We start from the raw sequence: 25,645 nt of genomic DNA on the forward strand, positions 1-25,645 counted from the left end.
TCAATTTTTGGCAGAAAAAGATGGCTGAACCTGTGTAGGAGCTGCCGAAGGCTGCGATCTTTTGATCTTTTGTTTTTGTCGATCCGCAATCTTTCAAGATCAAAAGATCGCAGCCTTCGGGGAGTGTGGGTTATTGGCCGTTTTTGACCTTGCTCCAGATCCGCGTGCGCACCCGTTCGGTGGCCGGCGGCAGGGGCTGGAGGGTGAACAGGGTGGCCATGGCTTCGGCTGGCGGATACACGGCCGGGTTGCTGCGGGTCGCTTCGGCCACCAGCGTGGTCGCGCTGCGGTTGCCGTTGGGGTAGTTGAGGTGGTCGCTGACCGGGGCGATCACTTCAGGGCGCATCAGGTAGGCGATGAAAGCCAATCCTTGTTCCGGGTGCGGTGCGTCCTTGAGCAGTACCAGCGTGTCGAACCACACCGGTGCACCTTCCTTCGGCAGGCTGTAGGCGATCCTCACGCCGTTGCCGGCCTGCTCGGCGGTGTTCTTGGCTTCGAGCATCGCGCCAGACCAGCCGACCGCCACGCAGATGTTGCCATTGGACAGGTCGCTGATGAACTTCGACGAATTGAAGTAGGCGATGTGCGGGCGCAGCTTGAGCAGCAGCGCTTCGGCCTTCTTGTAGTCCTCGGGGTTGGTGCTGTTGGGTGGCAGGCCGAGGTAGTGCAGGGCGACCGGCAGCATCTCCGACGGGGAGTCGAGCATGGCCACGCCGCATTCGCCGAGTTTGGCCAGGTTCTCTTCCTTGAACACCAGGTCCCAGGAATCCATCGGCGCCTTGTCGCCCAGTACCGCGCGCACTTTGTCGACGTTGTAGCCGATGCCGTTGGTGCCCCACAGGTAGGGTACGGCGTACTGGTTGCCCGGATCGTTGTTGGCCAGTTTCGCCAGCAGTTCGGTGTCCATGTTCTTGAAGTCCGGCATCTGCGCCCGGGGCAATGGCGCCAGGGCACCGGCCTTGATCAGCGTGGGCAAGCTGAAGTTGCTGGCAACCACCACGTCGTAGCCGCTGCGGCTGGTGAGCAGTTTGCCTTCGAGCACTTCGGCGCTGTCGAAGGTGTCGTAGACCGGCGCAATCCCGGTGTCACGCTTGAAATCCTGCAAGGTGGTGGGGCCGATATAGTCGTACCAGTTGTACACGTGCACGGTCGGGGCTTCGACGGCAAAGGCCGGCAGCGACACCGCCAGGCAGGCACCAAATCCCAGATTGAAATACAAGCGGTGACGACGCATGATGCGGCACTCCTGGCCTGTTGCGGCCGGTGGTAATCAGGAGTTTGCAGCGTATCGACCGGGGTGGCCTTTACCCATTCCCATCATGGGTTACTCGAAAGGGGTAGTGCGTGGACGCGTTGTTGAAAGAGTTGCCGGTGCACCAGGGGCTGGCACGGGTTTTCACGGCAGTGGGGCAGGACAGCTTCTGGCGTGCGCTGGTCGATACCCTGCGCTTGCTGGTGCCGCTGGACAACGCGCTGGTAGCACTGATGCGCCCGGGTCATGTGCCGCGCCTGCTGATTGACTTCGATGCCAAGGGCAGCCCCGACGAACATGAAGAACTGGCGGACTACAGCGCTGGCATGTACCTGCTCGATCCGTTCTATCAAGCCGCCTGCGCCGGCATCGCCGACGGCTTGCACAGCCTCGAATCGGTGGCCCCCGACCAGTTCCAGCACAGCGAGTACTACCTGAGTTACTTCAGCACCGTGGTCGGTGGGGACGAGTTGCAGTTCATGGTCAACGTCGATGGCGCCGTGCTCGGCCTGTCCCTGGGGCGTGCGACGCGCTTCAGTCTCGAGGAGCAGGGCCGCCTTATTTGTGTGCGTGACTGGGTGCTGGCGGCGATGCGCCGACACCTGGATTTGCTGCCGCCGCAAGGGCCGGTCGCCGAACCACCGGCGGGTGATCTGGCGACCTTGCTCGATCGCTTCGACGCACGCCTGACGCTGCGGGAGGTAGAAACAGCGCGGCGGATTCTCCAGGGCTTCTCCAGCAAGGCCATCGCCCAGCAAATGGGCATCTCCCCGGAGACGGTGAAAGTGCACCGGCGCAACCTCTATCACAAGCTCAACGTGAACGGGCATGGCGAGTTGTTTGCGCTGGTGTTGCAGCCGCGTTGAACCGTCAGCCGCGGCCCGAGCCATCGTGAGCAGGCTCGCGATGGCGATAACACTGATAACCGATTGCTCAGCCCTTTTTCATCCCCAAACATTCAATGGAGTGATCCACCATCGCCTTGGCAATCTCCAGCAAATGCCAGATCGAGTACACCATCGCCCGGTCGGCGCCCTTGAGTTGATCGCCACACTGATACGCCATGACCGAAGCACAGCGCAGCAGGTCGGCGACATAGAGCTGGGTGTCTTCAAAACTCACGTCTTTGCTGACGTTGTAGAAGCGCATTTCATCTGGTGGTGCGGGTTGCTTGCCGGTGAGGTAGAAATCGATGGCCCGATAAAGCGCGGAACGATCTCTGAGCAAATCGTCGGTGACGGTTTCGTTGGTAGGGTTTTCGGGAGGTGGATCGGGAACGGATTTTTCCATGAGTGTTGCTCCTATTGCTGTATGGGAGCCATCACTTATCGCCTACTAAACGATTGGGTGGCGGCTGTACGCAGGTTAGTAGGCCGGTCAATAGGAAAAACCGGTGCACCCGAAGGTGCCCCACGCACAGCCACCATATTCTGCATGCGGCAAAAATTACCGGACATGAGTATGGAATCGCTATGCGCCTATTGTTCCGGGCTACTAAACCCGATCACGGATGAGCAGTGACGGACCGAGACTAGCCACGGAATTCGGCAGGCGCAAGCGAGCGAAATGATCTAGGAAATGTCCTGCAAAAGAAAGGGAACGGGCCTGCAAAACCGCTGATTTTCCTGTAAGAAATATCATCAAGATCGCCACTCGTGTAGGAGCGAGCTTGCTCGCGAAAAACCTGAGGGCGCCACGGGGAATCTGGTTTCCCGCGTTATCGTTGACCTCCATCGCGAGCAGGCTCGCTCCTACAGGGCTAGCGCTTGTTCACCCCCGCGCCAACCGGTCCCCCCCAACTGAATCACCGCGACCAACACCACCAGCAGCACAACCACCGTCAGCACTAGCTGGCTGACAAACCACTGATATCCATTCGGCGCGATCCATTGTGGAAGCGAGCCTGCTCCGGGCGGCGTTCCGATGATGGCGATTTCACAGGCGCCGACCTGTTACTTCTTACAGTTTCGGTCCGGCCAAAAAAAGCTCAGTCTGTCCTCAGTCAAAGCGCAGGACCGTCAATGCCGTGAACACTCATCACCACACCGCGACACCAACGCTGTTGGTCATCGATCCACGCGTCCTGACGGTTCGTAGCGTCGGCTATTGCCGCCATCCCGACAGCCCGGAGATTACCCCACGCATCACCCGGCAACGCTTCGACGCGGCGGGCCGCTTGGTCGAGTCCTGCGACCCACGGTTGTGGGGCACGGCGCCGATGCCGAACCTGACCACGCTCTACGGCTTGAACGGGCAACCGTTGTTGACGGACAGCGTCGATGCCGGGTGGCAGTTGAGTGTGCTGGATCAGGCGGGTTCGCCCTGTTCATTCTGGGATGCACGAGGCAGTCAGCGTCACACCGAGTTCGACGAACAACAGCGGCCCGTCACCGTCACGGAACAGGCCGTGGGGGAACGACCTCGCGTGGTGGAGCGCTTGATCTATGGCGGCTCCGAACCCGCGTACGCAGCGCACAACCAGTGCGGACAGATGATCCGCCATGACCATCCGGCCGGCACACAATGGGTGGCCGACTATGGGCTTGCCGGTTCAGCGCTGGTTGAAGAGCAACGCTTGCTCCTCGAACTTGAAACACCCGACTGGCCCCCCGAACTCGATGCCAGAGATGAGCACCTGGAAGCTCAATCATTCATCACCCGCCACCGTTTCAATCCCACTGGTGAGCTTCAGGAGCAAACCGATGCCATGGGCAACGTTCACACCTTTGGCTATGACGTGGCGGGCAAGCAGAGTGAGGCCTGGTTGCAATTGGTCGGCGAGGGTAAGCGAGCGCAACGCCTGGTCAGCGACATCCGCTACAACGCCCAGGATCAAGTCGAAAGTGAAACCGCCAGCAATGGTGTGTTGACCCACGCCGAGTACGCCGCCGATGACGGACGGCTGATCCGGCTGATCCGGCTGATCCGGCTGGTGGCGGCAGTCGGCAACCAGAAGCCCTTGCAGGACCTGAACTATGTCTACGATGCGGGGGGCAACATCGTCGAACTGCACGACCTGTCCCAGCCCGTGACCCATTTCAACAACCAGCGCATCGACCCGATCAACCGCTACCGCTACGACAGTCTCTATCAACTGGTCGAAGCCCAAGGCTGGGAGGTCAGCCAGCCGAGCCATGGCCCGGCTCTGCCGACACTGTTGCCCACGCCGCTGGACCCCAACCAACGGCGCAATTACACCCAGCGCTTCGAGTACGACCGGGGCGGGAATTTGATCACCCGCCACCACAGCGGCGCGCCCGGGTTTTCGATGTTTACCTCGGCACGAAGCAACCGCAGCCTCGGGCAACGGGGCGACGGCTCGCTACCGGGAGAGCCTGGAATCGCCTTGGGTTTCGATTCCTGCGGCAACCAGTTGGAACTGCAACGCGGGCAAGCCATGGTCTGGGACATCCGCAATCAATTGCACCAGTTCACCTTGGTCAAACGCGAAGCCGAGCCCGACGACTACGAATGCTACCGCTACGACCGCCCCGGCCACCGCTTGCGCAAAACGGGATTCGCCCACAGCAGCGGCCGCACCCTGCGCACCGAAGTCCGTTACCTCCCGGGGTTGGAAATCCACCGCCAGGCCAATGGCGAAGAACACCACGTCATCAGCGTCGAAGCCGGGCGCAGCAACGTGCGGGCGCTGCATTGGCCCCAAGGCGCGCACAGTGACCAGCTGCGTTACAGCCTCGGCGATCACCTCGGCTCCAGCACCCTGGAACTGGATGACGAAGCGGGCGTGCTGACTCAGGAACACTATTACCCCTTCGGCGGGACGGCCTGCTGGGCAGGAAAAAGTGCCTTGGTGGCGCAGTACAAGACCATCCGCTACTCGGGTAAAGAGCGAGATGCAACGGGGCTTTATTACTATGGATACCGGTATTACGCACCGTGGTTACAACGGTGGATAAATCCGGATCCAGCGGGCCCCGTAAATGGGTTAAATATTTTTTGTTTCGTTTCAAACAAGGCTGTCAGTGTTAGCGATGTGGATGGACGATATTATCCTGATGAAAATGATCAGATTGAAGAAGAGATTATTCCGAACGGTTCTGTAATTGTCGCTCGTGGCCTTCATCAGTTTTCATCAGCACAATCGACCTACATTAGGTCAGAGACTCTTGAGGCGATGAATTTTTTTTCAGGTGCGCAGAATTCTGTGCACTCAGGCTATATGGAAAATACAGATATTTTGCAAAGCTACTTCAGCTCGGGATACAGCTCAGTAATGAGTAAGGTCTTGGGCTCTATGAGGCGAGGAGAAGGGCTGGCCAGGGAGTACCATGGTCCGCGTGGTCGTGGAAAGTTTCTTGGTTTTAGTGGAGTCAGTGAAAACATTAATGCCAGGGTTCACCCGGCGGACTTTTATGGTCGAGTCGCTATAAATGTAAATCCTGTTGGAGATGTTTCACTTGGGGCGGTATTAGGTCATGAGTTTTTGCATTTAAATAGAGTGAGTGGGATGGTTACTGTTGGGCCGAATGCCGTAGATCATTTTTATTTGAATCATCATGCGCAGTGGGCCCTAGGTCAGCCTATCCGGCAGTATGAGGTTCCGCAACAGGGTGTTTCTGAAGTTATCATGCGCGGAGAATTGACTGCGCAATATCTCAAAGTATTTACGAGCGATCATCGTGATTTTATTTTTGCGGTCGGAGAATATGTCTCAAAAATGCATCCTGGTATTGAGTTTAAAGGAGGTTTAGAAGATGCGGTCTCGTTTTTTAATGTTTCTCAGGATCTTAGAATGAGAATGGCATCCGAAAACTCGGACAGCATTACATTTGCAGCAATAAGCTTGCACCGGTTAAATCAGACCAGAGTTGCAGATAGCCAACTTCTCTATGATTTGCTAAGAAGTTGAGCCTATCCAACTGCTGAGCATCAAGAAGAAAGTGACTAAACAGCGAGTGTGGAAACGAGCAGGGCCGCCCCACACGGCATCTCCACCGACACAGGGAAAACCAGGATATCTTCTTTTTAAGCGTTTTCTTGGTTGGCGCTGAAAGGGCGGCGTTTATCCATGTTGTGAAAATTCTCGTTATTTCTCCAGTTTGAACACCAACGCCTTCAACCCACACTCCACATCCGCATCCGGAAACTCCGGCGGATTCTCCAGCCGCTGCTCGAACCGCAGGCTTGGCGCCTCACGGGTCACGCCGTCGATCAGGAAATCGGCACCAAACGCCGGGTCGTTCATGCAGGCCAGTACGGTGCCTTGAGGGCTGAGCAATTCCGGTAACCGGCGCAGCACGCGCTGGTAGTCCTTGGTCAGCAAAAAGCTGCCTTTCTGGAACGACGGCGGGTCGATGATCACCAGGTCGTACGGCCCCTTGCCAATCACCTTGCCCCAGGATTTGAACAGGTCGTGACCGAGGAAGCTCACCTTGCTCATGTCGTGGCCGTTGAGCCGGTGGTTGTCGCGGCCACGGTTCAAGGCGGGGCTCGACATGTCGAGGTTGACCACGTGGCTCGCGCCGCCTTCGATGGCCGCCACCGAGAAGCCGCAGGTGTACGCGAACAGGTTCAATACCCGTTTGCCCTCGGCATTGGCGCGGACCCAGTCGCGGCCGTAGCGCATGTCGAGGAACAGCCCGGTGTTCTGCTTGCGGCCCAGGTCGACCCGGTACTTCAGCCCGCCCTCAGTGATCGTCAGTTCGTCGATTTCTTCCCCCAGCAACCATTCTGTGGTGCTTTGCAGCAGGTAGCGATGTTGCAACAGCAGCGTGTGGGCACCGGATTTTGCCCACTGCTCAGACTGAGTGATCGCCATCAGCAGCTGTTTCAAGTCCTCCAGTTGCGCCGCATCCGGCTCCTTGAACAGCGCCACCAGCACCACGCCCTGCAACCAGTCCACAGTCACTTGTTCCAGCCCCGGCCAGCAGCGGCCACGGCCGTGGAACAGGCGGCGGGTTTCGGCGGGGGCGGCCGCCAGGGCGGTCAGCAGGTGCTGGTTGAGGGTGGCGAGGGCTTCAGGGTTCATCGGGTCGGGTCGGTCATTTGTGGGGGGCGGCATTTAACCATAATTGCGCAACCGGCGGACCACCACAGAACCCTGTAGGAGCGAGCGTGCTCGCGATGGTGTGTCAGTCGGCACAGCGGCGCCTGATACACCTTCGCGAGCACGCTCGCTCCTACAAGTATCCGGTGGCAGTTATCACGTTTAATTTAACTTTACGTGAGGATTTGGCGATCTCCGTACTCCCATACTCGGCTCCAACGAACAACAACAACCGGGAGCCGGACATGTCGCAGACCACTGCTTCACCCAAGTCCACTCATCCACGCTGGCTACGCCTGACCCATTGGCTCAACGCCCTGGCGGTGCTGGTGATGGTGACCAGCGGCTGGCGCATCTACAACGCCTCGCCGATCTACGAATTCAGTTTTCCCAAGTCGATCACCCTCGGCGGCTGGCTCGGTGGTGCGCTGCAATGGCATTTCGCGGCGATGTGGTTCCTGGCGATCAACGGCCTGATCTACCTGGCCTTCAATCTGTTCAGCGGACGCCTGAAACGGCGTTTCTTCCCGGTTTCACCCAAAGGCGTGCTGCAGGACCTGTGGGCCGCCTTGCGCGGAAAACTCGGGCATGCCGACCTCAGTCATTACAACCAGGTGCAACGGCTGGCTTACCTGTTCGTGATGGTCGACATCACGCTGCTGGTGCTCTCCGGGCTGGTGTTGTGGAAGTCGGTGCAGTTCCCGCTGTTGCGTGAATTGCTGTTTGGTTATGAAGGCGCGCGCCGTGTGCACTTTTTCGCCATGGCGCTGTTGGTGGCCTTCGTCGCAGTGCATCTGCTGATGGTCGCGCTGGTGCCGAAAACGCTGTTGGCCATGATTGTCGGCCGCAAGGAGCAGGTATGAAAAAGCGTATTCAGGTGCCCGGGCTGGACGAGGCTTCGATCCTCGCCGACGCCCGCAAGATCCTCGCCCCGCAAATCGAAGACCGCTCGCGCCGCTCGTTCCTGTTGCGTGGACTGACCCTCGGCGGCGTGGCCATGCTGTCCGGCTGCAACATCACCGACAACGAAAGCGTCGAGACTGCGTTGTCGTCCATGTCGCGCTTCAACGATCGGGTACAGGGTTGGCTGTTCAACCCCAATGCGATGGCGCCGACCTATCCGGCGTCGATGATCACCCGGCCGTTTCCCTTCAATGCCTTTTACGGCATCGACGAGGCGCCGACAGTGGAGGAGGAGGGCTATCGCCTGGAAGTCACCGGCCTGGTCGCCGACAAACGCAGCTGGCGCCTCGAAGAGCTGCGCGCCATGGCCCAGACCGAGCAGATCACCCGACACATTTGCGTCGAAGGCTGGAGCGCCATCGGGCGTTGGGGCGGCGTGCGCTTCAGTGACTTCCTCAAGCGCATCGGCGCCGACACCGATGCCAAATACGTCGGTTTCAAATGCGCCGACGACTACTACACCAGCATCGACATGGCCACCGCACTGCACGCGCAAACCCTGCTGACGCTGACGTATGACGGCGCGGTGCTGCCGCGCGAATACGGCTTCCCGATGAAGCTGCGCATGCCCACCAAGCTTGGCTACAAGAACCCCAAACACATTCAGGCGATTTTCGTCAGCAACACCTACAGCGGCGGCTACTGGGAAGACCAGGGCTACAACTGGTTCGGTGGCAGCTGATGGATGCCTGGCCATTTCACACGCCCACAACCCACGCTCCAAGGAGTTTCATCATGAAAAAGTTGACCACCGTTGTTCTGTCCATGTGCCTGGCCGTTGGCGCTGCCTCTGTGTTCGCAGCTGATACGATGAGCAATGACAGCATGAGCAAGGATTCGATGTCCAAGGACGCCATGTCCAAGGATGCGATGAAAAAAGACGCGATGAAGAAGACCGATTCCATGTCCAAGGACGCCATGTCCAAAGACAGCATGTCCAAGGACACGATGAAAAAAGACGCAATGTCCAAGGATGCGATGAAAAAAAGCGAAATGTCGCAGTAAGTCCAGACAACCGAAATCCCCCTGTGGGGGCAAGCCCGCTCCCACACGGATTTTGCAAGCGCCACAGATCTCCGTAGGAGCTGGCTTGCCAGCGAAAGCGCCCTCAAGGTCACTACAAAACCCGGATCGGTCACCTGGTTGCATCAAAAATGAATTTCCGCCGAGTCCGCTGCTCATACCTTTTAGGTAGCGGGTCAGAGCCCGCGAAATCATTGAGGCTATCAGGGGGCGGCACAGTCATGAGTCGAGTACCGACGGCGGGTGGAGATCTTCCTGGCGGGTTGATTCTGGTGGTTGAAGACGACCCGCTGATCCTGGATTTTCTCTGTGAGATTCTTCAGGAGGAAGGTTTTGTCGTCGAGCCGCAAACCAGTGCGGACGCGGCAGTCATGTATCTGGAGCAGCATGCGCCGGAGGTGGGCATGCTGCTGACGGACATCACCATGCCCGGCACGCTCAATGGCGCGGACCTGGCGAACCAGTTCGGCGATCGCTGGCCGGACAAGCCGATCATGATCATGTCCGGTTTCGAAACCCCTGAAAGCGCAGGCGTGCGACACGAGGTGTCCTTCATCAAGAAACCCTGGATGATTGGCGGGCTGCTCGATTGTGTGGGCCAGACCTTCAAGTCCAAACGACTCAACTGACCTGCGCGCAGGTGTTACATTGCCGGGCAAATCCGTCCGGCGCCTGCGAGGTTCTTTTCCTTGTCTGATCACACTGTTTTCAATTCGACTTACCGTGCCTTTCTGTTCGACATGGATGGCACCGTGCTGACGTCCATTGCCGCCGCCGAGCGGGTCTGGACAACCTGGGCAGTGCGCCATGGTGTCGATGTCGATACCTTCCTGCCCTCCATTCACGGCGCCCGCGCCGTCGACACCATCAGGCGCCTGGGCTTGCCCGGGGTGGATGCCGAGGCCGAGGCCGCGTGGATTACCGAGGCGGAAATCGACGATGTCGACGGGGTATTCGAAGTGGCTGGCGCGGCGAAGTTCTTGCGGTCGCTGCCTGCCAGCCAATGGGGCATCGTCACTTCCGCCCCGCGGGAACTGGCGTTGCGGCGGATAGCGGCGGCGGGGATTCCCGAGCCTGCCGTCATGATCACCGCCGAGGATGTGACTGCCGGCAAGCCGGACCCCGCCGGTTACCGCCTCGCGGCCCGGCGCCTGGGTGTCGAGCCCGGGCAGTGCCTGGTTTTCGAAGACGCCACGGTGGGGATTCTGGCGGCCGAGGCGGCGGGGGCGGACTTGATGATTGTCACGGCGACTCATGAGCAGCCTATTGAGACCCCGCATGCGACGTTGGCAAGTTATGAATCGGTCCGGGTTCAGGTGGATGCCGATGGTTCGGTTCGATTGAAGTCTGTGTAAACAACAGCAATCCCTGTAGGAAGGGCCGGGCGACGTTCCAACAGGGGATGTATGTCAGTAAAGCCCGGGGATCAGCCGCCAGGAGCGGGCGCAATAGGCCTCGTATTCGCTGCCGAACTGCGCCCGGAGCAAGGCTTCTTCCGAGTGAATGCGCGCGATCAGCGGGATCAGCGTCAGCGCCACCAGTATCAGCCCGACACCAGAACGAAAGGCCAATGCCCAACCCATGCCGATGACCATCATCCCCAGGTAACTGGGGTTGCGCAGGTTGCGGTAAATCCCGTCGGTGACCAGCCGATGCCCCGGCTGAATGGCCACCAGCCCACTGAAGCGCTTGCCCAGCACAAACACCGGCCACAGCCGCAGCGCACCGCCGACGACGAACAAGAGTGCGCCGAGCCAGCGCACGCCTTCACCGCCAAAAGTCCAGAAATCGATGCGGTCGGTATAAGCCGGCAGAAAGCCGCTCAGTAAACCGATCACGCCGAAGGCCGGAATGACCCAGCGGTTGGCCCGGTCTTCGCGTTCCCCCGAACTCAGGTTGACCTCGGTGAACAGAGATGCGACAGCCATGATCAGAGTGGCCAGGGCAACGACGACCAGTGAACCGTGGCTGAAATAGGCTGCGAAACCACCCTGTCCCCAGATCGCCAGGGCGAGGTAGGCGAGGGTGCTGACGACAGCGAAAAATGCCAGTTTGGCCGAAATTTTCATGGTACCTCCGCGAACAGCCTTACGTAGGAGCTGCCGTAGGCTGCGATCTTTTGATCGTTCTTTGGCCTTCGAGTTTCCATGGGTAAAAGATCGCAACCTGCGCCGGACCGCTGAGACGGTCGCCCCGAGGCCGGGTGAACTAAGCTTGGGAGAGAGGACCGTTCACCGCCGGCTCGCACGAGTTCGACGAGCCGGTGGCGTGAAACAGGAGCCTGTATGCTTCACATCCGCACGCCTTTGATCCTGCACCCGGGCCTGTCGACTCCGACCCGCCGTATCTGGCTGAAACTGGAAAACCTGCAACCTGGCGGCTCGTTCAAAATTCGCGGCATTGGCTTGCTGTGCAGCCGGGCGGCGCAGCAGGGCAAGCGCAAGGTGGTCTGCCCCTCCGGCGGTAACGCGGGACTGGCCACGGCCATGGCCGCTGCATGCCTGGGGCTCAAAGCATGCATCGTGGTGCCGCACACCACCCCGCAAAGCACCCGGGCGCGAATCAGCAAGACCGGCGCCGAGGTGATCGTGCACGGCAAGGTCTGGGACGAAGCCAATCAACTGGCGCGGGAACTCGCCCAGGACCCACGCAGTGAATTCGTGCCGGCCTTCGACCACCCGGTGTTGTGGGAAGGGCACAGCACCATGGTCGATGAAATCCTTGAAGACTGCCCGCCAGTGGATGTGCTGGTGACCTCGGTGGGCGGCGGTGGCTTGCTGGCGGGGCTGCTCACCGGCCTGATTCGTCATCGGCACACCGATTGCCGCATCGTGGCCTGCGAAACCGCAGGCGCGGCGTCGTTCGCCGCGGCGGTGGCGGCCGGGCACCCGGTCAAACTGGCGAAAATCGATACCGTCGCCACGTCCCTGGGCGCCGCGCAAGTGGCCGCCTGGCCGGTCAGGCACATCGGCGATTTCTCCCATGAGTGCGTGGTGCTCAGTGATGATGAGGCAATCATGGGCGTGGTGCGTTACGCCAATGATTTGCGTCAGCTGGTCGAACCGGCATGCGGGGTTTCATTGGCGATTGCCTACCTCGATCACCCGGCGATTGCCGACGCCAATGACGTGGTGATCGTGGTGTGCGGCGGGGTGAGTATCAACGCGCAACTCGTGGCCGGATGGGCACGCATGTCCACTGGCACGCACGCGAGGTAGGGCCGCAAACGCTATCCCGGTGTCACAAGCCCCACCGCTGGCGATGACGATCTTCAGTGACCGGTGACAACGCCTTCCTGGACCAGAATGGCGCGCGCCAGGTCTTCGTCGCTTGCGTTGTTGAGGGCGGGATTGTCCTGGCGGACCTTTTTCAACAGCGCCTCCAGGTAAGCACCACGAATCGCACCGCCACTGGCGACGAAGCTGGAAGCGTCATCCCGGGCGGGAATCATGAGTTTGTCGTCTTTGAACGTCGAATAAAGCGAGGCGGAAACCCCGGCCGAGGTGGCGACATCTTCGGCATCCACTTTAGCCAGAGCGGAACCGACGGGCAAACAAAGCAGCAGGGAAGAAAGGATAAACATGCGGCGCATGATGGTGTCCTCCAACAGCATGGAGCATAAGGGAAATACCACATAGTTTAGGATGCGTGGCAATCGCCGAGAGTTCCCTGGCACTGCCGACTGTGCATATGGACGGGGACTTCATGGCCTTGTCACTGGCGATTTTCTCCAGCCTGATCGACTATCGACAGCCAGAACGGGTGTGAGAGGGCTGGGGCGTTGAACGTCGATATTCAAAGTGTGGTGATCGGGGCTGGCGTCGTTGGATTGGCAGTGGCCCGGGCCTTGGCCATGAGCGGGCGCGACGTGTTGGTGGTCGAGGCCGGTGAGGGCATCGGCATGGGCATCAGCTCGCGTAACTCGCAAGTGATTCACGCCGGTATCTATTACCCGGGCGGCAGCCTCAAGGCGCGGTTGTGCGTGGAGGGCAAGCAGCGTCTCTATGCTTATTGCGATGAGCACGGTGTTGATTACCGGCGCGTCGGCAAGCTGATCGTGGCCACCGATGAGCCGCAGCGCACGGCTTTGCAGCGTCTGTTGGTGCAGGGGCGTCTTAACGGCGTCGATGACCTGCAATGGCTGGATGGCGCACAGGTCCGGGCGCTTGAACCGGCGTTGTCCTGCGTCGCGGCGCTGTGGTCGCCGTCCACCGGCATCGTCGACTCCCACGCCCTGATGCTGGCGCTTCAGGGCGATGCCGAGCGGTTCGCCGCGACGCTGGCCTTGCGCGCACCGCTGCTGTCGGCCCGTTGCATGGAGCAGGGCTTCGAGCTGCGCATGGGCGGCATTCAACCCATGACCCTGTGTTGCCGCGAATTGATCAACTGCGCGGGGCTGTCCGCTCCGGAGGTGGCGGGCAGCATCGTCGGTCTGCCTGGGCAATTCATTCCCCAGGCGCATTTGTGCAAGGGCAGTTATTTCAGTTACAGCGGCCGGGCGCCGTTTCGCCACTTGGTGTATCCGGCCCCGGAGAGCGCGGGACTGGGTGTGCACATGACGCTCGACCTGGGCGGACAGGCGCGCTTCGGGCCGGATGTCGAATGGGTCGAGCACATCGATTACCGCGTCGAACCCCGCCGGGCCGAAGGGTTCTATCAGGCGATCCGCCGTTATTGGCCAGGTTTGCCGGACAACAGCCTGCAACCGGCCTACAGCGGCATTCGCCCGAAAATCAGCGGGCCGACCGAGCCGGCCGCCGATTTTCTCATCAGCGGATGCGCCGTACATGGCGTGCCGGGGCTGGTGAATCTGTTTGGCATCGAATCACCGGGGCTGACCAGTTGCCTGGCGCTCGCCGAACAGGTAGTAAAACGCCTGGACGACCGATGATCAGGGCTGGCACTGCCTTGCGGGCATTGGGTCTATGCTTGGGAGTGCGCTTACTGCCATCGGAGAACTCTGATGATCACCGTACGCACTGCCTGTCTGCTGGCCGATTACAAACGCTGGGCCAATCAGCGCCTCTTTGACAGCCTCGCAGCGCTCCCTCCGGGGGAAGTCAAAAAAGAACGGGTGTCGGTGTTCAAAAACATGATCGGCACCCTCAATCACGTCTACGTGGTCGATTGCATCTGGCAGGCGCACCTCGAAGGCCGGGGGCATGGCTTCAAGACCTCACACGACCTGCTGCATGCCGATCTGTTCGAACTGCGCATGGCACAAAAAGAGATCGATCGCTGGTACTGCGACTGGAGTGCCCGGCAAACCGATGCCTCCCTGGACAAGCCCCTGGAATTCACCTTTGTCTCGGGCGAAAGCGGCACCATGAGCGCTGGCGCGATGCTGATGCACGTGGTCAACCACGCCAGCTATCACCGTGGCTGGGTGGTGCAGATGTACTTCGAGATTCCGGCCATGCCACCTGTGACCGACATGCCGGTGTATTTGCGCGAGTCCGAGCCGTTAGTCCTGCAGTCGATCAATGCCCCGATAGTGGCGCCGCCATGTGCTGTGCAATTTTCGAGCGCAACCAGCGTTCTGCCGGATCGTTATCGTTGACCCCGTTCCAGACCATCGACAGTTCGGACAGCTTGATATCAAACGGCGCGTCGTCTGCCCGCAGCTGACTGCTGCCTTCGATCAACGCACTGGCCGCGTAATCCGGCACGGTGGCGAGCATGTCTGTACCCGCCAGCAAGGCCCGCAACCCCGCGAACTGTGGCACCGCCAGCACCACCCGGCGCGAACGGCCGATGCGTGCCAGGTCGTTGTCGATGGCACCGCTCAAGTCCCCGGAGAACGACACCAGCGCGTGAGGGCGTTCGCAGAACTCGTCCAGGGTCAACGGACCCGGACGATCATCGCCGCGCAGGATCTTCACACTCAAGTCGCGCAACTTCTTGCGCTTGGCATTGGCTGGCAACTCCGTGGTGTAGCTGATTCCGACGGAAATCTCGCCGCTGGCCAGCATCGATGGCATCAGCAGGAAATTCACCCGGCGCACCACCACCACAACGTTCTGCGCCTCTTCACGAATCTGCTTGAGCAGCGGTGGAAACAGCCCAAACTCGGCGTCGTCGGACAGGCCGATGCGAAACACATCGCGGCTGGTGGAGGGTTCAAAATCCTTGGCCCGGCTGACTGCCCCGGAAATGGTGTCCATCGCCGGCTGCAATTCCTTGAGAATCTGCAACGCCCGCAGGGTCGGCTCCAGGGTGCGTCCGTTGCGCACCAGCAACGGGTCGTCGAACAGATCGCGCAACTTTGCCAGCGACGCGCTGACAGCGGGCTGGCCGAGGAACAGTTTTTCCCCGGCCCGGGTCAGGTTCTTTTCGAACATCAGGGTTTCGAAAATCACCAGCAGGTTCATGTCCACGCGGCGCAGGTCGTTGCGGTTCATGGTGGTGGCTCGCTGGGGTTTGGGGTCTTTTCAGTAAAGCACCAAACCCTGCGGAATCTGGAATTCGCTGATGACCTGTAGGAGCGAGCCTGCTCCGGGCGGCGTTCCGACGAAAGCGGTGGGTCAGTCACATGGATGCTGGATGTGCTACATCGCGCTTGAGGCGACCAATATCTATCAGGGTGGGCTTGAGGCGTTGCGGGCCAATTATCCGGCTTGATAAACACCAGCAATCCCTTGTAGGAGCGAGCCTGCTCGCGATGGACGCTAGGTCGACGCGTCGAATCAGACTGCACGCGTTATCGTTGACGTCCATCGCGTGCAGGCTCGCTCCTACAGGGGATCAATTTCAGGCTTGAGGAATCAGACTCTCCCGACAATCGAGCACCAGCCGTGCGCCACCCAGTTCGCTGGTGCCCACCTCCAGGGTAAACCCGTGCAGGCTGACAATCGCCGCGACGATGGACAGCCCCAGCCCGAAGCCGCTCTTTTGATTGCCCGCCTCGGCACGGTAGAAACGCTGGAACACCGCTTCACGTTCCGCCTCGGGAATGCCCGGGCCGGAGTCGAGCACTTCGATCCGCGTGTGCCCGCCTGCATTGATCCCGCGCAAGATCACCGCGCCACCGGGCGGAGTGAATTTGATCGAGTTGCTGAGCAGGTTCGCCACGGCTTCGAACAGCAGTGCGCGGTCGCCATTGAGGGGGGGCAATGACGCGGGCAGGTGCAGTTGGAACACCAGGCCGTCGTCTTCCGCCAGGGGCAGATAGAACTCATGCAGCTCTTGCAACAACGACACCGGATCCAGTTGCACGAAACCGGAGCGACGCTGGCGATCTTCCAGTTCGGAAATCCGCAACAAGCCACGGAAACGTGCCATCAACGTGTCGGCCTCGGCCAGCACCATGTCCAGTTGCATGGCCTGCGGCGAGCCTTCGCCGGCTTGCTGCTGCATGCGGTAAAGCTGCGCGCGCAGACGGGTCAGGGGCGTGCGCAGGTCATGGGCGATGTTGTCGCACACACCCTTGACCTCGTTCATCAAGCGCTCAATGCGTTCGAGCATGGCATTGACGATGGCGGCGAGCATGTCCAGTTCGTCACGCCGGTTTGACAGTGGCAAACGCCGGCTCAGGTCGCCAGCGACGATGGCTTCGGCACTGGCCTGAATCCCGCGAATGCGTCGCAATGGCCGGCGCCGCAGCAAATACCAGCCGACGATGCCCGGCACGATGGTCAGGGTCACACCCCAGAACAGGGCGTGAAGGATGATCCGGGTGACGGCGAACAGCGAGCCGTTGTCGCGAACCAGAATCAGCCACCAACCATCGCGGGTCTGGGTCGCCACGGCGTCGCAGCTGTCGTTGGGCAGGGTCGGGTCGTCGGACTCGGCGCAGTCGCTGAGCGTGTGGATCTTGCCATCGAGCGGCAAGCTGTCCGGAATGTAGCGCAGGGCGCCGCTGAGGTAACGCTGCCGGCCATCGAACAGGCCGTAGGCGTCGATGCCACGGATATCGAAGGTCATGCTGACGGCGAGGGCGTCCACCAGTTGCTCGCCCGAGAAGCGTGAAAACAGGTGCTGGCGTTGCATCAGCGAATGCTTGGCCAGGTTGTCCAGGTAAGCGGAAACCTCGTAGTACATGACCCCCATGAGAATCCCGCTCCAGATCACGAACAGCGAACTGTAGAGCGCCAGCAGACGGCTGCTGGAAGAGCGCCAGCCTTTAGAGGGGTTCGGCAATGACATAACCCGAGCCTCGCACGGTCCGAATCAGTGGGACATTGCCAGGCGGGTCGATCTTCTTGCGCAGACGGCCGATGTGGACGTCGATCAGGTTGGTGCCGGGGTCGAAGTGGTAACCCCAGACTTCTTCGAAAATCATCATCCGCGAGAGGATTTGCCCGGTATTGCGCATCAGGAATTCCAGCAGTTTGTATTCGGTGGGCAACAGCGTCAGCAGTTGACCGTCGCGGCTGGCTTCGTGGCTGATCAGGTTCAGCTCCAGATCCGCCACCCGCAGCGTGGTGGCCTGGGCGGTCACGGTGTTCTGCCGGCGCAGCAGGACTTCGACCCGGGCGGCCATTTCATCGGTGGCGAAGGGTTTGGTCAGGTAGTCGTCGCCGCCGGCGCGCAAGCCGCGCACGCGCTCATCGACGTCGGACAGTGCGCTGATCATCAGGATCGGCGTGGCCACGCCCATGGTCCGCAGCGTGGTGACGATCGCCAGGCCATCGAGCTCGGGCAACATGCGGTCGAGGGTGATCAGGTCATAGTTGCCGCTGACCGCACGCTCGAGCCCTTCGCGACCATTGTCGACCCAGTCGACGTCGAGGCCGTGGCTACTCAGTTCGGCGACAATTTCCCGGGCGGTCACGGCGTCGTCTTCGATGGTCAAGATGCGGGTCATAGGGCTGGCCTGATAAGCAGTTCAATACGAAGTAGCAAGCATTTTGCCAAGAATTGTCCGCGACTTAATAAATTAACTTTCATCTGACTGGGGTCGCAGTTCGCAACATTGATATCATTGGGCCACAACTTCAGTAGGGGGCTGCATCGTGCGCAACTCGATCCGCTATCGCTGGATGCCGATTTGTCTGTTGCTGTTCAGTGTTTTCATTTCATCGGCCTGGGCTGGCAATACACCCTGCTCCGGCAAGAAGGGTGGAATCGATCGATGCGATGGCGATCTGTTCCTGTGTAATGACGGCTCTATCAGTGGCTCGAAAAAAAGTTGCTCGGCAATGTTCGGCGGTCAGACCCAGGCGCGTCCACAAGCGTTTATCCAGGACACGCAGGGCTGTTCTTGTGGCACCGGTTCGTTTTGTACCGGGCCCAGAGGCGGCATTTACTGCCTGACCCCCAGTGGCAATAAAAGCTATAAGCACAAATAACCAATGCAGGTGTCGACTGGCCTACCGCCATCGCGAGCAAGCTCGCTCCCACAATGGCTTGAGGTCGAGCACAAATTCCGTGTACGACGCAGATTACTGTGGGAGCGAGCTTGCTCGCGATAGCGGGCTGACAGGCAAAACGAATCGGTCAGTCAATCGGCGTACTGATAAACACCTCAAGCCCCTCGGCATACGCAGTAAACGCTGCAACCCGCGGAAACTGCGCCGCACTCACCTGATCCGGTACCACCAAATTGGTAAAGCTCCAGGCTACGGCGAGGGTAATGCCGTCCTGCCCAATCGAACCGTCAGCCTTCAGCGGATGTTTTTCCAGCTCCCGCTCCAGCGCCGAATAGGCCTCCGTCAGCTGTCCTTCGACGCGCTGCACCCAGGGTCCGAATTGAATTTCCACCGGCCGCAAGTTGCGCTCGTAGTAAAGCTGCACGGACTTTTCGCTGGCGGCCAGCGCCAGGCCGATCAGGCGTAACGCGCGCAAGCGCTGACCCGGTGCGACGGGCATCAGGCTGTTATCGGCCAAGACTTCCAGATAGTCGATGATCAGTGTCGAGTCCATCAACACCTCACCGTCATCCAGCACCAGCGTGGGCGCCTTGACCACCGGGTTGATCTGCTGGAATTGTTCGAAGTGGCGGAACACCGAGACCGATTGATGTTCCAGGGTGATTCCCAGGCATTTGGCAGAAATGGCGGCGCGCCTTACATAGGGCGAATCCAGCATACCGATCAGCTTCATGGTCCTTTCCTTTATATGGCCATTTCGGGAGGGACAACGTTAGCTGAGGTTCGCAGCCCTGCAAATGACCGTGAATATGCCCGGTGCAGGCCGTTTGTCATCTATATACAGCCGCTCGGTTGAATTTCTTGCTATAAACGCACTCCGATTACCACCTCAAAGCCTGCGGTAGAGCATTTTCCGGGCTTTGTCGGACAAATTCGCTGTCTTTTCAGTTGCTGAGGCCTCAAGTCGGCCGTAGACTGCCGCCCCTCGTAAATTGAGTGCCGGGTGGCGCTTGGAACAAACGGCGCCTTTCCGATGGCCTGCCCAGGTCTGCCGGAACGCTCCCTAATTCGCCTTAATGCACGTTTTTTTATAGAGATATCAATGACAAAGGACAAGTTGCTGGCCATGCCGGCGGATGACTACATGAATGCCGAGCAACATGCTTTTTTCTCCGAGCTGTTGCAGAACATGAAAGTCGAAACCCATGAGCGCATCGAACAGAACCGCATCGCCATCGAAAGCCTGGACACCCCGGCCGATCCGGCAGACGCGGCTTCGGTCGAAGAAGAACGCACCTGGCTGGTGAACGCGATCGATCGCGACCAGCGCATGCTGCCTCAGTTGGAACAAGCCCTTGAGCGCATCAAGGAAGACAGCTTTGGCTGGTGCGACGACAGCGGCGAGCCGATTGGTCTCAAGCGCCTGCTGATCAGCCCGACCACCAAGTACTGCATCGAAGCTCAAGAGCGTCACGAGCAAATCGACAAGCACCAGCGTCAGGCCTGATTCTGCAAGGCAGTCCATCAAGATGGACTGCCTTTGAAAAGATCGCAGCCTGCAACAGCGCCTACGCAATTGAAGTAGGGCGCTGTTGCAGGCTGCGATCTTCGTTTTCTGCTGTCTTCGATTTCCCGATTGTTCTATTGATCTGCTGCAACGCTCACGACTAAAGGCTCATGGATAATGGCTTTATAGTGGCGTTTAATGCGAAGACAACAATTAGAAGCTTTCCGGGGTAACGATGATGACGAGAGACGGGTCTCTGGTTGCGGCAGTGCCTGCACCCGTGCTGTTGCCGAAAAACCGCTGGCTGACACCGACGCTGCAAAGCATCGCCCTGATGCTGTTGTTAAGTGGCATGACGCTGGGCGGATGGTCGCTCTACCTTGGGCTGCCCCTGGCCGTATTGATTGTCTGGCTGCCTCGCCTGCGTTCGCGCGCGACCCCGGTGGCTGCTTCCTCCGACAACGCCGATGCCATTGGCGAGTTGACTCGCGACCTTTCTTACACCACCAGCCATAACGCGCTGTCAGCCGCCGGTGTGGCGTTCTCGGTTCGGCAATTGGCGGACAAACTGCAATCGCAGCTCACGGCGGCGGCACAGATCGTCAGCAACGCCGAGGTCATGATCACCACCGAACAGGCCACCTCGACGCTCAGTCGCCAGGCGCTGAGTGCCGCCAGCGAGGCTCATCAAAGTGGCGCGGTAGGGCGTACGCAACTGATCGAGTCCATTGCGCGCATGCATCAGCTCAGCCAGCGCGCCAGCAACAGCCGTGAACTGATCGAAGCCTTGAGCCTGCGCAGCGATGATATCCAGCGCGTGACCCTGGTGATTCAGTCCATCGCCAGCCAGACCAACCTGTTGGCGTTGAACGCAGCGATAGAAGCGGCGCGGGCGGGGGAGCACGGTCGCGGGTTTGCAGTGGTGGCCGACGAGGTTCGCGGGCTTGCTGCACGCACGGCGACGGCCACGGGCGAAGTGGGCGAAATGGTAGCCGACATTCAGCAACGCACCGCGCAGGTAGTGGAGCAGATCCGCCAACTGTCCAGCGACCTTGATACCGGCGTCGAGCAGGTCGAACAGACGGGGCAGCACCTGGAGAACATTGCCCGTCTGGCGGCCAGTGTCGAGTCCCAGGTCGGGGCAATCGCCCAGGGGGCAGACACCAACCGTGAACAACTCGACAGCCTGTTCCACGCCATCGAACAGATGCGCAGCGACCTGGCGGTCAGCGACCAGCAGACTCAATGCCTGGCCCATGCGGCGGTGCAAATGGAAGGGCAGGCCGAAACCATCAGCGAGCGTCTTGCCGAGGTGGGGCTGGATGACTATCACCAGCGGATCTATGACCTGGCGCGCGAAGGCGCTACGCAGATTGCAGCGCGATTCGAGGCGGATATCGATGCCGGTCGAATCAGTCTCGACGATCTGTTCGACCGCAATTACCAGACTATTCCCAATACCAGCCCGGCCAAGTACCAGACGCGTTTCGACCGCTACACCGATCAGGTTCTGCCAACGATCCAGGAACCGTTGTTACCGCGTCACGAAGGATTGGTGTTCGCCATCGCCTGCACCCAGCAGGGTTATGTGCCGACCCATAACAAGGCGTTCAGCCAGCCGTTGACGGGGGACGCGCAGGTCGATGCCTTGCAGAACCGGACCAAACGCAAGTTCGCTGACCGCACCGGTATCCGCTGTGGCAGCCATCAGAAGGCCGTGCTGCTGCAAACCTATACACGCGACACCGGCGAGTTGATGCACGATCTCTCGGTACCGATCATGCTCAGGGGCCGGCATTGGGGTGGTTTGCGCCTGGGCTACAAACCGGAAAAGCCGCGTTAGAAAACCCGGACAGTCGGGCGACTGTTGCAATTTCTGCAATTAACCTGTGCAGGGTTTTGCTGTTTCCTCGCCGGGAAATTAATTAGCATACCTATTAATTAGGTTGCTAATTAAGTTGGGAGGGTCAGCATGCAAGGCAAAGTTGACGTCGCGGTCATGATTGGCAGCGGAGTACCTGCCAATCTGCGTCGTCGCGCACCGCCAACCCGACAATCAGGCTTTCAGCGCGCCTTCATCGACCGCCGCCTTCAACTCCCTGGCCGATTCCTGGGCCGCAATGGCGGCGACATCCGGGGTTTTGAACCAGCGATCTTTTTCGACCTGGTAATACGTCACGGTCTTTAGCGGTGGTTTGGCTCGCATGACAATCACGGCCTGGAATTCACCGTCGATTTCTCTGGCTTCCCCCCGGATAAAAAACTCGCCGATATCAAATTCCGTCACGTTGCAGACTTCCCCTGGAAATACAATGTTGTTGTCAACGCAACCCGATTTTTTGCGGATCCGTTTTATTGGGCTGGCAGTATGGCAGTAGTTGCCCGTCGACGGCTGAGATAAGTCGGCGGGCAGACGAAACGTCGATGGCGATGAGTGCGGCGGGCATGTCAACAATGTGATTCAAGAAACCGGGCGAGGGCACAGGCTTCATTATGATCCGCTCGGAAACCTCTTACGCAGCCTGTCGAAATATCCTTGATATGAAAGAAGGCAATGCCTGCCATCACCACCTGAAATCGCGGGCGGGCCGGGACATCGTGAAGCGGTTCGTGGTGGCGAAACCGTATCGGGTGCGGGATCGGCGCTGTTTCTGAGTCAGGCGCCAAGGGATAAGCAAAGTGAGTCAGCGTGCACATATGAAGTCCTTTTCATGGTTTTATCGACGTATGTACGTCGTTTTGGCTAGTCTCCAAGAGCATCGCTGCTCTAGAATCACCCTCACTGGCGGGGAATCGATGTTTATCTAATGCAATTTTTTGCGGACGATATGTAGGAAAAGATTTTTTCTTGATGAGATTTTTCCCCGAAGTTGATAGTCCATAATTTTCTGGCAGCAGGAAGGGTGTTTTCCTTCAGCCTGTGACGAACGCCGGGCAGGACGACACGAGTGACGTTCCAGTAGTCTTCTCAAGCTTCGTGATGAGTGAGCGCACTGCTCATTCAGGGCTTCAATCCGGGTTCTCTGGCGACACCTTCGGCATTGCCGCTTTTTTGGCTGTGCGTTTATTTCTCGCGTACGGCACCATTTTTCAGATGTGGGGATGTTTCCTTGGCAGTAAGTAATCTCGATATGCATGCTTTGTTCGTACTGGGTGATTTGCGCGCAAAGCTGGTCAAGCTGTTTCAGTCACGTTTCGTTTACATCACCGAACAGAACGCTGAAGGCATCTACATTGCCGAAATCGACACCGAATCAGCCCTGGTGGTGGATGACAAGCCGGGACTCAAACTCAAGGTCGGCGATCATTTCAGCGCGTCCGTGCTGCCCAGTCGTGAAGGCGGCAAGCTGGACATCAAGTTCCGCGACATCAAACTGACGGTTTACGGAATTGGCGATTACGCTTTCGTGACCACGGCCGACGGTCAGGGGATAGTGTTCAAGGAAGGTCACAGCGTGGTGATGGTGTTTGCCGCCCATCAACAGCTGCAGGAAGGCCTGACCAAGACCCTCAAAGCCGTGACCGCCAAAGCGGCCAAGTGGCGCAAGGGCGAGCTGGTGACCTTCAAGGCCAGCGAGTGATGACCCTGACCCGCGCCGATTTCCACGAACAGAACCAGGCCAGCGCTCAAGACGAAGCGCGGCGGCTGTTCGGGCAGAAGGTCATTCTGCAAGGAGCCTGGCTGAATTGGGTGGCGTCACAGCTTTACCAACTGCAACCGGCGGCATACGCCAGCATGGTCAGGCGCGAGCTGATGCGTTTGCAGCAAACCTGCGAAAACTGATCCACGCACCTCGAAAGCAGGAACCTCTACTACAGTCATTGGACTGAGTATTCAGAGGCTTCGCGGTCTACTGCCAGGCCATCCTGCTATTGCTGTGAACAGCACGAGGTGCAAAAGCATGAACGGATTTCGACGGTTGCTGGCTGCTGTCCTGGCCGCTTTCGGTTTACTGGCGACACCCGCTCCGGTGTTTGCCGCCCAGGCGCCGATCCACTTCGCCGACCTGAACTGGGAAAGCGGCAGCCTGATTACCGATGTCCTGCGCATCATTGTCGAGAACGGCTACGGGCTGCCGACCGACACCTTGCCGGGCACCACCATCACCCTGGAAACCGCGCTGGCCAACAATGATATCCAGGTCATTGGCGAAGAGTGGGCCGGTCGCAGCCCGGTCTGGGTCAAGGCGGAAGCCGAAGGCAAAGTCGTCAGCCTCGGCGATACGGTCAAGGGCGCTACCGAAGGCTGGTGGGTGCCGGAATATGTGATCAAGGGCGACCCGGCCAAGGGCATCAAACCGCTGGCGCCAGACCTGCGCAGCGTCAGCGACCTGCCGCGTTACAAAGACGTGTTCAAGGACCCGGAAGCCCCGACCAAGGGACGTTTCCTCAACAGCCCCATCGGTTGGACCTCGGAAGTGGTCAACAAGCAGAAGCTCAAGGCGTATGGGCTGGACGACAGCTACGTGAACTTCCGCAGCGGTTCGGGTGCAGCACTGGATGCCGAGATCAGTTCGTCCATTCATCGTGGCAAGCCGGTACTGTTTTACTACTGGTCACCCACGCCGTTGCTCGGCCGCTTCAAGTTGATTCAACTCGAAGAGCCACCGTTCGACGCGCAAGCCTGGAAGACCTTGACCGACGCCGATAACCCCAACCCACAGCCGACCCGTTCCCTGGCCTCCAAACTGTCCATCGGTGTGTCCACACCTTTCCAGAAGCAGTATCCGCAGATTGCCGAGTTCTTCGCCAAGGTCGACTTTCCGATCGACCCGCTGAACAAAGCGCTGGCCGAGATGAGCGAGAAACATACACCGCCGCGTCAGGCGGCGCAGGCGTTCATGAAAGCTCATCCGGACGTCTGGAGGGCCTGGCTGCCCAAGGACGTGGCGGATAAAGTCTCCGCCGCCCTGTAGGCGCTGCCGCAGGCTGCGATCTTTTGATCTTGTCTTAAAAAGCAAAATTAAAAGATCGCAGCCTGCGGCAGCTCCTACAATGTTCTGCTCATATCCCTTTCAAGGACCTTTGAACCATGACCTTGCTGTTGGCTCAATGGCTGGTGACGATCTTTGCAATGATCAGTCTGGTACATGTGTATTGGGCGTTGGGTGGTGAGTGGGCGGCGGTGGCGGCGATCCCGCAAGTGCCGCAGGTGGGCAGCGCGCAACTGCGACCGGCGTTCAAGGCACGAGGCTGGGTCACGTTGGTGGTGGCCGGGCTGTTGCTGTTGATTGCCGCGCTGGTGTGCTTGCGGGTGGGTTGGTGGCTGCCACCCTTGCATCACTGGTCGTTGCAGTGGGTGATCAGCGCGATTGCGATTTTGCTGTTTGCCCGAGCGATTGGCGATTCGGAGCTGGTGGGTTTTTTCAAAGAGGTCAAAGGCTCGAAATTTGCCCGGCTGGACACCTGGGTTTACTCGCCGTTGTGCGTGGTGCTGGGGGCGGGGTTGTTGGCGGTGGCCTGGGTCTGAGACATGTAGTGGCTGGTCTATCGCTTTCGTCGGATCGCCGCCCGGACCAAGCCCGCTCCTACAGGAGATTTGTGAGCGACACAGCCCCCTGTAGGAGCGGGCTTGCCCGCGA

28 protein-coding genes are annotated in these 25,645 nt (G+C 59.4%); 17 read left to right on the forward strand and 11 right to left on the reverse strand.

Annotated elements, in window-relative coordinates:
• Nucleotides 1–130: 130 nt before the first annotated feature.
• On the reverse strand, nucleotides 131–1,234 hold the full coding sequence (locus KW849_RS17470; protein WP_218430554.1) for an extracellular solute-binding protein: 1,104 nt from the start codon (nucleotides 1,232–1,234) through the stop codon (nucleotides 131–133).
• Between the two features lie 110 nt (nucleotides 1,235–1,344).
• On the opposite strand from KW849_RS17470, the gene KW849_RS17475 reads away from it, so the two are divergent.
• The gene (locus KW849_RS17475; protein ID WP_218430555.1) at nucleotides 1,345–2,118 is read left to right on the forward strand and encodes a helix-turn-helix transcriptional regulator; all 774 of its coding nucleotides are present in this window, start codon (nucleotides 1,345–1,347) and stop codon (nucleotides 2,116–2,118) included.
• 67 nt (nucleotides 2,119–2,185) lie between these two features.
• Here the strand turns inward: KW849_RS17475 and KW849_RS17480 are convergent, their stop codons facing one another.
• Complete coding sequence (locus tag KW849_RS17480; RefSeq protein WP_218430556.1) at nucleotides 2,186–2,542, reverse strand: DUF6124 family protein; 357 nt, start codon at nucleotides 2,540–2,542, stop codon at nucleotides 2,186–2,188.
• 736 nt (nucleotides 2,543–3,278) lie between these two features.
• Between KW849_RS17480 and KW849_RS17485 the strand changes: the two genes are divergently transcribed.
• Nucleotides 3,279–6,122 carry an RHS repeat domain-containing protein gene (locus KW849_RS17485; protein ID WP_371319149.1) on the forward strand — a complete coding sequence of 948 codons (2,844 nt, stop codon included), beginning with the start codon at nucleotides 3,279–3,281 and terminating at the stop codon, nucleotides 6,120–6,122.
• A 177-nt stretch (nucleotides 6,123–6,299) separates the two neighbouring features.
• Here the strand turns inward: KW849_RS17485 and KW849_RS17490 are convergent, their stop codons facing one another.
• Complete coding sequence (locus tag KW849_RS17490) at nucleotides 6,300–7,241, reverse strand: class I SAM-dependent methyltransferase (RefSeq protein WP_218430557.1); 942 nt, start codon at nucleotides 7,239–7,241, stop codon at nucleotides 6,300–6,302.
• A 263-nt stretch (nucleotides 7,242–7,504) separates the two neighbouring features.
• Between KW849_RS17490 and KW849_RS17495 the strand changes: the two genes are divergently transcribed.
• The 5 genes from KW849_RS17495 (at nucleotide 7,505) to KW849_RS17515 (ending at nucleotide 10,600) form a co-directional block, all read left to right on the forward strand.
• Nucleotides 7,505–8,122: a cytochrome b/b6 domain-containing protein gene (locus KW849_RS17495; protein ID WP_218430558.1), complete on the forward strand. Its 618-nt coding sequence runs from the start codon at nucleotides 7,505–7,507 to the stop codon at nucleotides 8,120–8,122.
• Complete coding sequence (locus tag KW849_RS17500) at nucleotides 8,119–8,904, forward strand: molybdopterin-dependent oxidoreductase (RefSeq protein WP_218430559.1); 786 nt, start codon at nucleotides 8,119–8,121, stop codon at nucleotides 8,902–8,904. The genes KW849_RS17495 and KW849_RS17500 overlap by 4 nt, the downstream gene beginning before the upstream one ends.
• A gap of 53 nt (nucleotides 8,905–8,957) precedes the next feature.
• Entirely contained in the window at nucleotides 8,958–9,227 is a 270-nt protein-coding gene (locus tag KW849_RS17505; RefSeq protein ID WP_218430560.1) for a pentapeptide MXKDX repeat protein, read from the forward strand.
• Between the two features lie 239 nt (nucleotides 9,228–9,466).
• Nucleotides 9,467–9,874 (forward strand): response regulator, encoded by a 408-nt coding sequence (locus tag KW849_RS17510; protein ID WP_218430561.1) that lies wholly within the window; start codon nucleotides 9,467–9,469, stop codon nucleotides 9,872–9,874.
• Between the two features lie 60 nt (nucleotides 9,875–9,934).
• A complete protein-coding gene (locus tag KW849_RS17515) occupies nucleotides 9,935–10,600 on the forward strand; it encodes an HAD-IA family hydrolase (RefSeq protein WP_218430562.1) in 666 nt (221 codons plus the stop codon).
• A 54-nt stretch (nucleotides 10,601–10,654) separates the two neighbouring features.
• Here KW849_RS17515 and KW849_RS17520 read toward each other — a convergent pair whose 3' ends face one another.
• Nucleotides 10,655–11,314 carry an isoprenylcysteine carboxylmethyltransferase family protein gene (locus KW849_RS17520; protein ID WP_218430563.1) on the reverse strand — a complete coding sequence of 220 codons (660 nt, stop codon included), beginning with the start codon at nucleotides 11,312–11,314 and terminating at the stop codon, nucleotides 10,655–10,657.
• Between the two features lie 216 nt (nucleotides 11,315–11,530).
• On the opposite strand from KW849_RS17520, the gene KW849_RS17525 reads away from it, so the two are divergent.
• Nucleotides 11,531–12,463, forward strand: coding sequence for a pyridoxal-phosphate dependent enzyme (locus KW849_RS17525; RefSeq protein ID WP_218430564.1), 933 nt, complete (start codon nucleotides 11,531–11,533; stop codon nucleotides 12,461–12,463).
• 53 nt (nucleotides 12,464–12,516) lie between these two features.
• Here the strand turns inward: KW849_RS17525 and KW849_RS17530 are convergent, their stop codons facing one another.
• Nucleotides 12,517–12,837, reverse strand: a complete 321-nt coding sequence (locus tag KW849_RS17530; protein ID WP_108218118.1) for a DUF2388 domain-containing protein — start codon at nucleotides 12,835–12,837, stop codon at nucleotides 12,517–12,519.
• Between the two features lie 189 nt (nucleotides 12,838–13,026).
• On the opposite strand from KW849_RS17530, the gene KW849_RS17535 reads away from it, so the two are divergent.
• Together KW849_RS17535 and KW849_RS17540 are read left to right on the forward strand one after the other, a co-directional pair.
• Entirely contained in the window at nucleotides 13,027–14,136 is a 1,110-nt protein-coding gene (locus tag KW849_RS17535; RefSeq protein WP_218430565.1) for an NAD(P)/FAD-dependent oxidoreductase, read from the forward strand.
• 72 nt (nucleotides 14,137–14,208) lie between these two features.
• Nucleotides 14,209–14,805 carry a DinB family protein gene (locus tag KW849_RS17540; protein WP_218430566.1) on the forward strand — a complete coding sequence of 199 codons (597 nt, stop codon included), beginning with the start codon at nucleotides 14,209–14,211 and terminating at the stop codon, nucleotides 14,803–14,805.
• Here the strand turns inward: KW849_RS17540 and KW849_RS17545 are convergent.
• The 3 genes from KW849_RS17545 to KW849_RS17555 form a co-directional block, all read right to left on the reverse strand.
• Nucleotides 14,726–15,646 carry a LysR substrate-binding domain-containing protein gene (locus KW849_RS17545; RefSeq protein ID WP_218430567.1) on the reverse strand — a complete coding sequence of 307 codons (921 nt, stop codon included), beginning with the start codon at nucleotides 15,644–15,646 and terminating at the stop codon, nucleotides 14,726–14,728. The two genes, KW849_RS17540 and KW849_RS17545, sit on opposite strands and share 80 nt — an antisense overlap.
• A 349-nt stretch (nucleotides 15,647–15,995) precedes the next feature.
• Nucleotides 15,996–17,390, reverse strand: a complete 1,395-nt coding sequence (locus tag KW849_RS17550) for a HAMP domain-containing sensor histidine kinase (RefSeq protein WP_218430568.1) — start codon at nucleotides 17,388–17,390, stop codon at nucleotides 15,996–15,998.
• Nucleotides 17,368–18,051, reverse strand: a complete 684-nt coding sequence (locus KW849_RS17555) for a response regulator transcription factor (protein ID WP_095055782.1) — start codon at nucleotides 18,049–18,051, stop codon at nucleotides 17,368–17,370. The genes KW849_RS17550 and KW849_RS17555 overlap by 23 nt, the downstream gene beginning before the upstream one ends.
• Before the next feature lie 175 nt (nucleotides 18,052–18,226).
• Between KW849_RS17555 and KW849_RS31380 the strand changes: the two genes are divergently transcribed.
• A complete protein-coding gene (locus tag KW849_RS31380; RefSeq protein WP_256357269.1) occupies nucleotides 18,227–18,535 on the forward strand; it encodes a hypothetical protein in 309 nt (102 codons plus the stop codon).
• Nucleotides 18,536–18,683: 148 nt separating this feature from the next.
• Here the strand turns inward: KW849_RS31380 and KW849_RS17560 are convergent, their stop codons facing one another.
• Nucleotides 18,684–19,289 (reverse strand): glutathione S-transferase, encoded by a 606-nt coding sequence (locus KW849_RS17560; RefSeq protein WP_218430569.1) that lies wholly within the window; start codon nucleotides 19,287–19,289, stop codon nucleotides 18,684–18,686.
• 369 nt (nucleotides 19,290–19,658) lie between these two features.
• Between KW849_RS17560 and KW849_RS17565 the strand changes: the two genes are divergently transcribed.
• Nucleotides 19,659–20,063 (forward strand): TraR/DksA C4-type zinc finger protein, encoded by a 405-nt coding sequence (locus tag KW849_RS17565; protein ID WP_007935965.1) that lies wholly within the window; start codon nucleotides 19,659–19,661, stop codon nucleotides 20,061–20,063.
• A 619-nt stretch (nucleotides 20,064–20,682) separates the two neighbouring features.
• The gene (locus KW849_RS17570) at nucleotides 20,683–21,906 is read left to right on the forward strand and encodes a methyl-accepting chemotaxis protein (protein ID WP_371319150.1); all 1,224 of its coding nucleotides are present in this window, start codon (nucleotides 20,683–20,685) and stop codon (nucleotides 21,904–21,906) included.
• 213 nt (nucleotides 21,907–22,119) lie between these two features.
• Here the strand turns inward: KW849_RS17570 and KW849_RS17575 are convergent, their stop codons facing one another.
• Together KW849_RS17575 and KW849_RS31385 are read right to left on the reverse strand one after the other, a co-directional pair.
• A complete protein-coding gene (locus KW849_RS17575; protein ID WP_218430570.1) occupies nucleotides 22,120–22,350 on the reverse strand; it encodes a hypothetical protein in 231 nt (76 codons plus the stop codon).
• Between the two features lie 161 nt (nucleotides 22,351–22,511).
• Nucleotides 22,512–22,760, reverse strand: a complete 249-nt coding sequence (locus KW849_RS31385; RefSeq protein WP_108217953.1) for a hypothetical protein — start codon at nucleotides 22,758–22,760, stop codon at nucleotides 22,512–22,514.
• A 434-nt stretch (nucleotides 22,761–23,194) separates the two neighbouring features.
• Here KW849_RS31385 and KW849_RS17580 point away from each other — a divergent pair, with 434 nt between their 5' ends.
• From KW849_RS17580 to KW849_RS17595, 4 genes are all read left to right on the forward strand, one after another.
• On the forward strand, nucleotides 23,195–23,644 hold the full coding sequence (locus KW849_RS17580; protein ID WP_177413236.1) for a hypothetical protein: 450 nt from the start codon (nucleotides 23,195–23,197) through the stop codon (nucleotides 23,642–23,644).
• The gene (locus KW849_RS17585) at nucleotides 23,644–23,847 is read left to right on the forward strand and encodes a hypothetical protein (RefSeq protein ID WP_218430571.1); all 204 of its coding nucleotides are present in this window, start codon (nucleotides 23,644–23,646) and stop codon (nucleotides 23,845–23,847) included. The genes KW849_RS17580 and KW849_RS17585 overlap by 1 nt, the downstream gene beginning before the upstream one ends.
• Nucleotides 23,848–23,965: 118 nt before the next feature.
• The gene (locus KW849_RS17590; RefSeq protein ID WP_218430572.1) at nucleotides 23,966–24,979 is read left to right on the forward strand and encodes an ABC transporter substrate-binding protein; all 1,014 of its coding nucleotides are present in this window, start codon (nucleotides 23,966–23,968) and stop codon (nucleotides 24,977–24,979) included.
• Between the two features lie 116 nt (nucleotides 24,980–25,095).
• Nucleotides 25,096–25,533, forward strand: coding sequence for a DUF3995 domain-containing protein (locus KW849_RS17595; RefSeq protein WP_218430573.1), 438 nt, complete (start codon nucleotides 25,096–25,098; stop codon nucleotides 25,531–25,533).
• Nucleotides 25,534–25,645 lie beyond the last annotated feature (112 nt).

This window comes from Pseudomonas sp. PDM26 (genome assembly GCF_019219185.1).
Lineage (GTDB): Bacteria > Pseudomonadota > Gammaproteobacteria > Pseudomonadales > Pseudomonadaceae > Aquipseudomonas.